The sequence below is a fragment of the Aeromonas molluscorum 848 genome, from assembly GCF_000388115.1.
GTDB classification, from domain to species: Bacteria; Pseudomonadota; Gammaproteobacteria; order Enterobacterales; family Aeromonadaceae; genus Aeromonas; species Aeromonas molluscorum.
The window spans coordinates 1-10,407 of the sequence record NZ_AQGQ01000144.1 but is presented as its reverse complement, the minus strand read 5'-3'; the positions used below and the strand labels follow the sequence as shown (position 1 = coordinate 10,407).

Below are 10,407 nucleotides of genomic sequence, written 5' to 3'. Positions count from 1 at the left end.
GAGCAAGGGCAGGCTGAAGGTATTCCTAGGCGCTGCGCCTGGCGTAGGCAAGACCTAGCCATGTTGCTGGCGGCGCGGGAACAGGCCAGAGAAGGGACGGACATACTGATCGGTGTGGTGGAGACCCATGGCCGTCAGGAGACGTTGGCCCTGCTCGATCAGCTGGCCATCTTGCCACGCAAGACCCATCTGCACCGCCAGCAACGACTCGACGAGATGGATCTGGATGGCTTGCTGACCCGCAAACCCGCCATCGCCGTGGTTGACGAACTGGCACACAGCAACGCCCCGGGTAGCCGCCACGAGAAGCGCTGGCAGGATGTGCAAGAGCTGCTCGATGCAGGTATCGACGTCTACACCACCCTCAACGTGCAACACCTGGAGAGCCTCAACGATCTGGTGTGGCAACTGACGGGAGTCAGGGTCAGGGAGACTCTGCCAGACAGTGTCTTGCTGGAAGCCGACAGCCTGGTACTGATAGATCTGCCCCCCCGCGAGCTGCTCGATCGCCTGCGCGAGGGCAAAGTCTATGTGCCACAGCAAGCCATGGCGGCCCTGCACTCCTTCTTCTCTCTCAACAACCTCACCGCCCTGCGCGAGCTGGCGATGCAGACTGCCGCCAGCCATGTGGAGGGAGATCTGCAACTGCAGTGGCAGGCCGCCGGCAAGAGCACCCAGCCGCTGCGGGGCAAGTTGATGGTCTGCCTCGGGGAACAACATGGCCCGGCCCTGGTACGCCACGGCCATCGCCTCGCCCAGCGCCGCCAACTGCCCTGGCTGGTGGTGCATGTGGATAGTCGTGGCCAGCGCTCGCCCCAGCTTGAACAAGCGCTGGCACTGGCCGCCCAACTGGGTGCCAAGGTGTTGACTCTCTCCAGCCCGGCGGTAGCCGATACCCTGATGGAGACGGCTGCCCAGCAGCAAGCCTCGCAACTGCTGCTCGGCAAGCCCCACAAGGCCCCCTGGCGGCGCTCTCTGGTACAGCATTTATTGCAACGGGCCCGCGGACTGGAGATCACCCTGGTCGATACAGGCCCCCACCACGCAGGGCCCATTCTGCGCGAGGCGCCGCCCGGGCAGATGAGACAGTGCCTGCTGGCGGTCGCCATCATGGCCATCACTTCGGCCATAGCCTGGGGTCTCTCCCATTGGCTACCTGCCGCCTCCCTGCCATTGCTGTTTGTACTGGGGGTGCTGGCCACGGCGCTCACCACCAGCCAACTGCCCGCGATTCTGGCCGCCATCCTCGGCTTTCTCGCCCATAACCTGCTGTTTACTGTGCCCTACTTCTCCTTGACGGTACACAGTCACAGCGACCTGCTGACCCTGTTCGTGCTGCTCATCGTCGGCATAGCAGCGGGGCGGCTCGCCTCTCGCCAACGTCAGCAATTGATCGGGCTGCGTGAGACTCAGCAGCTCGGCACCGCCCTGCTCTCCCTCAGTCAGGAGCTGGCCAGCGCCAATGGTCCGGAGGAAGTGTTACGCCAAGGTGCGCAAGCCATCTCCCTTGCCCTGACCCAGCCAGCCTTCGCCATCGACAACCTCTATCAGGATCGCGCCGGTACCACCCCTTACCTGCCTGGTCAGACCGACAAGGCGGCCATCGACTGGAGCCTCTCCCAGCAGCAGAGCGCCGGCGCCCACACCGCCACTCTCAACGCCGCCGAGGCCCAATATCACCCGCTCACCCGTGAACTGGTCCTCGGCATTCGACTGGCTCAACCCCTCTCCGCGTCGGCCGAACACCAATTGCAGGCTCTGCTGACCGATATCCGCGCCGCCCTTGCCCGTATCGAACTGAATGAACGGCTGGCCCAGAGCCAGCTGCAAGCGGAAACGGACAGGATGAGAGCCGCCCTGCTCTCTTCCGTCTCCCATGACCTGAAGACGCCACTGGCCGCCATCATGGGGGCTGGCAGCACACTCCTGGCGTACGGCGACAGAATTGGCCAACAGGACAGGGATGAACTGCTGCTCTCGATACAGGAAGAGGCTCAACGCCTGCACAGTTATGTGCAAAACCTGCTGGATATGACCCGCATTGGTTCGCCGGATTTCCAGCTCAAGCGAGACTGGGTAGATCTGGCCGAACTGGTAGAGAACGCCCGCCGCCGCCTCGATACGTCCTGGCGTCAGCACGCCCTGTTGATCCACTTCGACCAGACTCCGCCGCTCCTCTATGTCCATGGCGCCCTGCTCGAACAAGTGCTGGTCAACATCCTGGACAACGCCTCTCGCTACTCCCCAGCCGGTACGCCCATAGAGTTCAGAGTCATGCTGGCCGAGCCCGATCTCATCTTGGATGTCATCGACATTGGGGTCGGCATCGCCGCCGCAGACAGAGACAAGATCTTCAATCTCTTCTATACCCAGCCGGTGGGAGACAGTGGCAGTCGTGGCACCGGGCTTGGTCTCGCCATCTCCCGCGCTATGATAGAGGCCCATGGCGGCCGTATCTGGGCCTTCGCCGGTCCCAACGGCAACGGCACCTGCATGCGTATCTCCCTGCCGCTGGCCCTCAATGCCCCTCACGGCCAGGAAGGATGAGATGGCCTTCACACTTCACACGGATTGAACATGCACTTCAGGAGAGCAGATGGCCCATATATTGGTCATAGATGACGAAGTCCCGATCCGGCGCTTTTTGCGCATCAGCCTGATCGCCGAGGGTCATCAGGTGAGCGAGGCGGCCAGTGTGCAGGAGGGGCTAACCCAGTATCGTCACCTCAATCCTGATCTGGTCATTCTGGATCTGGGTCTACCCGATGGTGATGGCCTGGCGGTGTTGCAAGCCATTCGGGCCCACCACCCTCATCCGGTCTTGATCTTGTCGGCACGGGATTCGGAGCAGGAAAAGGTACGACTGCTGGATGCGGGCGCCAACGACTACATGAGCAAGCCGTTCGGCATTGGGGAGATGATGGCCCGCATCCGGGTGCTGCTGCGGCAGCGAGCCGGGGCCAGCAGTGGTGACAGCCGCCACTTCCCCCAGTGCGATCTGACCCTGGAGATAGGCAACCACAAGGTGAGTCTGCGTGGCCAGGAGATCGCGCTCTCGCGCAAGGAGTTTGCCCTGTTGCAGACGCTAGTCTGCCACCCGGGAAAACTGGTCTTGCAGACTCAGCTACTCAACGAGATCTGGGGCCCCAGTCACAAGGAAGATACCCACTACCTGCGTATCGTCATCGCCAGCCTGCGCAAGAAGCTGGGAGATAACCCTCAGCAACCCAGCCTGATCGAAACCGAATCTGGCATCGGCTACCGTTTTATCGGCAGCTGATGTTTCACGTGGAACGTCGCCCGCTACACAGAACGGCCAACACGCCACAGCCTGCGAGCAACAACCCCAGATCCTGCACGAGTGCGGCCATCGCCAACCCCAGGCTGAGCAACAGATAGTAAGCCAGCCCGAACAGGGCGCCAGCACTGCCTGCCACCTCGCGATAGGCCAGTAAGGCCTGGCTGAGCACATTGGGAATGGCGATACCAAAGGCCACCACGACCCCCATCATGGGCAACAGGAACCAGAGCGAGCCCTGGCTCGCCCACACAGCAACCCCCGCCCCCAGCGCCAGCGACGCGGCCAGGCGGATAAGCGATAGCGACTGCCGCCCCTTGCCCAGCAGATGCTTGTTCAGCAAACTGCCGAGCAGGGTCGCCACTGCCAACACGGCGCCGGAATAACCAAACTCGCTGGCACTCAAACCCAATCCAGCAAACAGGAATGGCGCCAAGCTGTAGTAACCAAACAGCATGGTATTGAACAGGGCAACCAGCAGGGCGCTGCGCCAGAGCCCGCCATCCCGCACCATACGGCAAGCCAGTGGCCACAGGGCAATTCGAGTCGTGGTTTCTGGACGGGTTTCCGGTAACCGCCAGCTGGCAATCAATCCCAGTACCACCGCCAGTACCATCAAGCCGCTGAAGACCCCCAGATAGCCAAACTGCTCGGCCAGCAGACCGCCACTCACCAATCCCAAGACCGGACTGATGGACAGCGCCACTCCCATCACCGAGAAGACACGAGCCAACTCGCTGCCCTGGTAGCTGTCGCGCAGCATGGTCTGGGTCACGACCGATCCCACGGCGGCACCAAAGGCCAAGATGACCCGGGCTGCCAGCAGGGTTTCGAACTGGGTCGCCAGCAGCGCCAGCAAGGTTCCGAACCCATATGTCAGCAGGCCAGCCAGCATCGCGGGACGTCGCCCTATCAGATCGCACAATCGACCCCAACAGACAACGCCCACGGCAAATGCCAGAAAATAGACCGACAGCGTCTGGGATGCCTGCCCGTCGCTCACCCGGAACTGACTGGCGATGTGAGTCAGCGCCGGGCTGTAGATGGTCTCCACTATCTGGGGAAACATCATCAATCCGACCACCAGCCAGCGCGGTGGCAGCCTGTTGTTCATGACAGCCTCCTTAATAACAGGCTGCCATTCTAGGGAGAGGCGCAATGTCTGATTACAATAAGCAGGACTATAAATATCAATAATCGGACATATGGCCTTTATTCTTCCCGATCACCCTTTTGACCCGGACCAGCAAAGTGGCAATGCAATCGGCATTGCTTCTGCATTGGGTTGGCATGACTCAGGCCTGCATCAGCATCAGCGCCATCAGTTGCTGTTCGCCCAGGCAGGCTGCATGAGCATAGAAATGGCCAATCAGCTCTGCTTGCTGCCACCCAGCCGGGCAGCCTGGTTACCGGCAGGCACACCCCATAGAGTTTTGATGCGTGGGGTGGTGGCTTATCGCTCCCTCTACTTCACGCCACAACCAGCGCTGCCAGCCAGTGTGCAGGTGATTGCGGTCAATCCGCTGCTGCGGGAGGTCATAGAACGCATGGCGTTCTGGTCATGGGATAAACCGGAAGAGGAACAGTGCAGGATGCTGGCACTCTTCATGGAGGAGTTGGCGCAAGCACCACGAGAATCCTGGCAGTTACCTCTGCCGACAGACCCGCGCCTGACAGCCTGGTTGCAGGAGATAACGCAGGGTGACACCCTGCCCGATCGGCTCAACCGGCTGGCCGAACGGGTGGGTGCCAGCGACAAGACAATTGGCCGAATCTTCATGCGGGACACAGGCATGAGCTATCAGGCCTGGCGTCAGCAGTGGCGTCTGCTACGCGCTATGGAGCTGTTGGCCGAGGCCGTACCCAACAGCCGGGTGGCTGCTGCGCTGGAATTCTCCAGCGACAGCGCCTTCATCAGCTTCTTCAAACAGCACATGGGGCAGACCCCCATGCAGTATCTCAACTGCGGGGAGCGGTCGACACGGCCGGGCTGATCTCTGTCACCAGGGTATCGAGGGGGAGCTGTCTCAGATTGACCATGGCATCGGCCACCACAGACCGGGAGGCCTGCTGCTGCTGTTCGTGGATCTCTTGCTGCAAACTCGCCAGATCCAGTTCGGGTCTGGCGGCATCATCGGCCATGACAGACAGGCTCAGGGTGCTCAGCATCAAGGTGGTGATCAGGCTCTTCATGTTCATTTCTCCGGTATGAGTCGCTATGACAGCCTGACTATTCCAATTCTTGTGCCAAAATCACAACATATTGATATTTAGGTTTTTTATCTAAAAATCGCCTTACCATTGCCAAGCGAAACTCATCATTAGTTCAAATTCAAACCAATTAATGGCGATTTTTACCACCAGTTAAACGGCCTGTTTTGTTCCACGTGGAACAAAGGATTTTTTCATCGACACCCGCTTTTAAACTGAGCTAAGGTCTACATCTTCGCAACAGACTCTGGAAGCGTTACCGAATGGAATTTTCTGTATTCGGCGAGAAGTTCACTCGCCACGCAGGTATCACCCAACTCATGGATGATCTCAATCAGGGGCTGACCAACCCGAATGCCATCATGCTGGGGGGAGGCAATCCGGCCCCCATACCGGCCATGCTGGAGCGTTTTCAACAACAGGCGCAGACACTGCTCGACAGTGGTGAGCTGATCAGAGCAATGGCCAACTATGATGGCCCCCAGGGCAAAGACAGATTCACCCAGGCGCTGGCCAAGTTACTCAAGGCTGAATTGGGCTGGGATATTTCGGCTCGCAACATTGCCCTTACCAATGGCAGTCAGACCGCCTTCTTCTATCTGTTCAATCTGCTGGCCGGCGAGTTCAGCGATGGCCGCAAGAAGAAAATCCTCTTTCCGCTGGCCCCCGAATACATTGGCTACGGTGATTCTGCCCTGACTGAAGAGCAGTTCGTCGCCTACAAGCCCACCATAGAGAAACTGCCGGAGGGCCAATTCAAATACCATGTGGACTTCGAGCGCCTGGAAGTCGGAGATGACATTGGCGCTATCTGCGTCTCTCGTCCTACCAATCCGACCGGCAACGTGCTGACCGATGAGGAAATTGAGCACCTGGATCAGATAGCCCGCGACAAGGGCATCCCCCTTATCCTCGACAATGCCTATGGTGTGCCCTTCCCCGGCATCATCTTCAGTGAGGCCAAACCCTTCTGGAACAGCAACACCATTCTCTGTATGAGCCTCTCCAAGCTGGGGCTGCCGGGCACCCGCTGTGGTATCGTCATCGCCAACGAGCAGGTCATCCAGGCCATGACCAACCTGAGCGGCATCATCAACCTGGCACCGGGTAGCCTGGGGCCTGCGCTGACCATTCCCTTGATCGAGAGCGGAGAGATCATCGAGCTGAGCGAACAGGTAGTGAAGCCCTTCTATCGCCAGCGTGCCGATCTGGCCGTCCGCCTGCTGCGCGATGCCATCCCGGATCCGCGCTTCCATATCCACAAGCCGGAAGGTGCGCTGTTCCTCTGGCTCTGGTTCGAGGACTTGCCGATCCATTGCCAGGAACTCTACGAACGTCTCAAGCAGAAGAACCTGCTGATAGTTCCTGGCCACTACTTCTTCCCGGGCATAGAGGATCAGAACTGGCGCCACAGCCAGGAGTGCATTCGCCTCAACTATGCCCAGAATGAAGACCTGGTGCGCCGTGGTGTCGCCATTCTGGCCGAGGAGATCAATGCCCTCTATGGCACCGAGACCCGGGCCCGGGTCGGTTGAAAAATCTCGACAGACAAATACAAAAGGCCTGCAAATGCAGGCCTTTTTCACGACGGTATGCTTAGCTCGGCAATGCCAGCGAGTCTGACTTACCAATGGGGATGGTGCGTGGCTTGAGCGCCTCTGGCATGTCACGGGCCAGTTCTATAGTGAGCAAGCCATGCTCGAGCTTGGCACCCTGCACTTCGACATGCTGGCTCAGCTTGAAGGCCAATTCGAAGTCACGCTCGGCGATCCCCTGGTGGAGGAAGTGACGCTCCCCTTCAGCGGGGACCTTGCGTCCTTTTACCTTGAGGGTGCCCTGTTCGGTTTCCAGCTCCAGCTCCTCTCGCTCAAACCCAGCCACGGCGATGGTGATACTGTAGCTGTTCTCTCCCCGCTTCTCGATATTGTAGGGGGGATAGGCCGAGTTCTTCTGTGCAAACGCGCCTTCCAGTTCACGGGCCATCCGCTCGAAGCCAACGGCATTGGAATAGAGATGAGAAAAATCGAGGTTCTGCATAATCCTATCCTTCTAATAAGCAACAGGTTTCAATCAGGCGGGCCCATGGATCGGCACCCTGCAATTCATAAGGTTCAGCCGTTGATGGCAATCTTGCGTGGCTTCATGGCCTCGGGCACTTCGCGCATCAACTCGATGTGGAGCAAGCCGTTCTTCAGGTCAGCCCCCTTGACTCGCACATAGTCAGCAAGCTGGAAGCGACGCTCGAAGCCTCGCTCGGCTATGCCCTGATAGAGATAGTTGCGATCGGACTCTGCCTGCTTGTTGCCCTTCACGGTCAAGAGGTTCTCCTGGAAGCTCAGCTCCAGCTCCTCTTGAGTAAAGCCAGCCACCGCCATACTGATGCGATAGTCATTCTCGCCCAGCTGTTCGATGTTGTAGGGGGGGTAACCGGCATTGCCATTGCTGGCCGCAGATTCGATGAGATTGGCCAGACGATCGAAACCGATGGCAGAACGATAGAGCGGGGAAAAATCGATAGAACGCATAGTATTACCCTCTTGTGAGCGATAACAGATTATTTGCCCTCCTGTCGGACGGGCTCCTGGTCGAAACCTCTATCGAGCGTTCCGGCCTTGTTACCTATATAGGGGCCAGCTTTTTGCTTTCAAGGGCGAAAATCAAAGAAATTTTTCGAATTTGCCCGGCACACAATCGTCTCGTTCACCTGGCCCGATAGGATCGATAATCGACCCGCGGGCCACTCATGGCTGCCCGCATCCCCCGTCATACTGGTTGCACATCTCGCCATTATCACGGAGCTACACAATGCAGATTACCCAGGTTCGCAACGCCACCCTGCTGATCGACTATGCCGGTACCCGCTTTTTGATCGACCCCATGCTGGCAGCGAAGGGGACACTGCCCGCCTTCGCCGGAACAGCCAACAGCCACCTGCACAACCCCCTGGTCGAGCTGCCTCTGCCCCTGGCGGAGATTCTCGATGTGGATGCGGTGATCGTCACCCACGATCACCTGGACCACTGGGACCCGGTCGCTCAGCAACAGATCCCCAAGCATCTGCCGCTGTTTGTGCAACATCAGAAAGATGCCGACACCATACGTACCTGTGGCTTCAAAGATGTGCGCCTGCTGAGCGAGCAGGTCGAATTTGCCGGTATCCGCCTGCAACAGACAGAGGGGCAACACGGCAACGATCAGGTCATGGCAGTGTTGGCCGAGCGGCTGGGTGAAGTGTGTGGTGTGGTCTTCTCCCACCCGCAAGAGAAAACCCTCTATCTGGCGGGTGATACCGTCTGGAACGAGATGGTCGCACAGAGCCTGCGACAGCATGAACCTGATGTGATCATCCTCAACTGTGGCGATGCCCAGGTGCCGGGGCTGGGCTCCATCATCATGGGCAAGGAGGATGTGCGGGCCGTCTATCAGGCCGCACCACAGGCCACCCTGATTGCCAGCCACATGGAAGCGGTCAATCATGCCGTGCTGTCACGCAAGGAGTTACGCGACTATCTGGCCGAGCACGGCATGGCGGATCGGGTGCGGGTACCGGAAGATGGCGACACGCTCTCGCTGTGATAGCTGGGCCGTGCATCCGCATGGCCCTTCGGCTTTCAGCTGCCAGCGCATATCATGGTTGTTCATCGCGCAAAGAGGAGGTCAACGTCATGCCCATACCGATAGTTGCTGTCGTGGCCTTTGACCACTTCAGCCCCTTTCACTGCTCAGTGCCCTGCCTCATCTTCGGCGACATACTGCCGGGTCAGCCCCTGTTCGAACTCAGGCTCTGTGCCGGGGATGGCAAGGCCAGTTCGCATTCGTCACAGGGATTCAGCATCCAGGCACCTCATGGGCTGGAGGCCCTGGCCGAGGCGGACATCATAATCATTCCCTTCTGGCGCGACCCGGCAGAACGCCCGGCCCAGCCACTGCTCGATGCCCTGGCGGCGGCTCATGCCAGAGGGGCTGAGGTGGTGGGACTCTGCCTCGGCACCTATGTGCTCGCCTATGCCGGCTTGCTCAATGGACGCAAGGCATCGACCCATTGGGAGTACGAGCAGGATTTCCTCCGCCGCTTTCCCTGCGTACGGCTCGACACCAACGCCCTTTATGTGGATGACGAGGGGCTGGTCACCTCGGCGGGTACAGCTGCCGGACTAGATTGTTGCCTCTATCTGGTACGCCAGCACCACGGCAGCGCCATTGCCAACCAGGTGGCACGACGGCTGGTGATCCCGCCCCACCGGGAAGGTGGCCAAGCCCAGTTCATCCAGCAGCCGGTCTCCGCCTCTACCCGGGATACCAGGATGAACCAGCTGCTCGATCACCTGCGAGCCCACCTGCCGGAGCCGCATACCCTCGACAGCCTGGCGACACACAGCCTGATGAGTCGTCGCACCTTTACCCGCCGCTTTCATCAGGCCACCGGCCTCTCCGTCGGGGAGTGGCTGCTGATCGAGCGGCTCAGGCGCTGCCAGGAGCTGCTGGAAGCCAGCACCCACCCCATAGAACGCATCGCCGAACTAGTGGGTTTCAAGACAGCCACCTCCCTGCGCCAACATTTTCGGGCCCGCTTCGCTGTTTTGCCGAGCGAATGGCGGCGATCTTTTCGTGGCAACAAGGAGTGAGTCGCTCTTCTCACCCTGTTCCGGCTCGCCCAAACATGGCACCCTAACCGCAGATCCCAAGGAGCCATGCCATGTCCCGTTCCGAACGCCTGCTGGCCCTGCTCCAGCTGTTGCGCGGTCACCGTTACGCCATCACAGGCACAGAGCTGGCCAGCCAGCTTGGCATCAGTCTGCGCACCCTCTATCGGGATATAGCCGACCCTGCCAAATCCCCAAGGGGGCGCATATCGAGGGTGGAGCCCGGTATCGGCTATGTGCTGCGCCCCCGGCTTC

10 protein-coding genes and 1 pseudogene are annotated in these 10,407 nt (G+C 59.6%); 7 read left to right on the top strand and 4 right to left on the bottom strand.

Going from position 1 to position 10,407, the window contains the following annotated elements; all coding sequences use genetic code 11:
* Together G113_RS16035 and G113_RS16030 are read left to right on the top strand one after the other, a co-directional pair.
* Nucleotides 1-2,547 (top strand): annotated as a pseudogene (locus G113_RS16035) (DUF4118 domain-containing protein); the annotation flags it as partial.
* 49 nt (nt 2,548-2,596) lie between these two features.
* Nucleotides 2,597-3,280 carry a response regulator gene (locus G113_RS16030; protein WP_005906987.1) on the top strand — a complete coding sequence of 228 codons (684 nt, stop codon included), beginning with the start codon at nt 2,597-2,599 and terminating at the stop codon, nt 3,278-3,280.
* 4 nt (nt 3,281-3,284) lie between these two features.
* Here the strand turns inward: G113_RS16030 and G113_RS16025 are convergent, their stop codons facing one another.
* On the bottom strand, nt 3,285-4,412 hold the full coding sequence (locus G113_RS16025) for a multidrug effflux MFS transporter (RefSeq protein WP_005906986.1): 1,128 nt from the start codon (nt 4,410-4,412) through the stop codon (nt 3,285-3,287).
* A gap of 91 nt (nt 4,413-4,503) precedes the next feature.
* Between G113_RS16025 and G113_RS16020 the strand changes: the two genes are divergently transcribed.
* A complete protein-coding gene (locus tag G113_RS16020; RefSeq protein WP_005906985.1) occupies nt 4,504-5,292 on the top strand; it encodes an AraC family transcriptional regulator in 789 nt (262 codons plus the stop codon).
* Here G113_RS16020 and G113_RS21385 read toward each other — a convergent pair.
* Nucleotides 5,258-5,491, bottom strand: a complete 234-nt coding sequence (locus G113_RS21385; protein ID WP_005906984.1) for a hypothetical protein — start codon at nt 5,489-5,491, stop codon at nt 5,258-5,260. The two genes, G113_RS16020 and G113_RS21385, sit on opposite strands and share 35 nt — an antisense overlap.
* Before the next feature lie 281 nt (nt 5,492-5,772).
* On the opposite strand from G113_RS21385, the gene G113_RS16010 reads away from it, so the two are divergent.
* Nucleotides 5,773-7,044: a valine--pyruvate transaminase gene (locus G113_RS16010; protein WP_005906983.1), complete on the top strand. Its 1,272-nt coding sequence runs from the start codon at nt 5,773-5,775 to the stop codon at nt 7,042-7,044.
* A 61-nt stretch (nt 7,045-7,105) separates the two neighbouring features.
* Here the strand turns inward: G113_RS16010 and G113_RS16005 are convergent, their stop codons facing one another.
* Together G113_RS16005 and G113_RS16000 are read right to left on the bottom strand one after the other, a co-directional pair.
* Entirely contained in the window at nt 7,106-7,546 is a 441-nt protein-coding gene (locus tag G113_RS16005) for an Hsp20 family protein (RefSeq protein WP_005906982.1), read from the bottom strand.
* Nucleotides 7,547-7,620: 74 nt separating this feature from the next.
* The gene (locus G113_RS16000) at nt 7,621-8,034 is read right to left on the bottom strand and encodes an Hsp20 family protein (RefSeq protein WP_005906980.1); all 414 of its coding nucleotides are present in this window, start codon (nt 8,032-8,034) and stop codon (nt 7,621-7,623) included.
* Between the two features lie 280 nt (nt 8,035-8,314).
* On the opposite strand from G113_RS16000, the gene G113_RS15995 reads away from it, so the two are divergent.
* The 3 genes from G113_RS15995 to G113_RS15985 all read left to right on the top strand — a co-directional run.
* Entirely contained in the window at nt 8,315-9,085 is a 771-nt protein-coding gene (locus G113_RS15995) for an MBL fold metallo-hydrolase (RefSeq protein WP_005906977.1), read from the top strand.
* A gap of 89 nt (nt 9,086-9,174) precedes the next feature.
* Nucleotides 9,175-10,134 (top strand): GlxA family transcriptional regulator, encoded by a 960-nt coding sequence (locus G113_RS15990; RefSeq protein ID WP_005906975.1) that lies wholly within the window; start codon nt 9,175-9,177, stop codon nt 10,132-10,134.
* A 71-nt stretch (nt 10,135-10,205) separates the two neighbouring features.
* The coding region (locus G113_RS15985) for an HTH domain-containing protein (RefSeq protein ID WP_005906974.1) at nt 10,206-10,407 on the top strand (202 nt) is incomplete at its 3' end.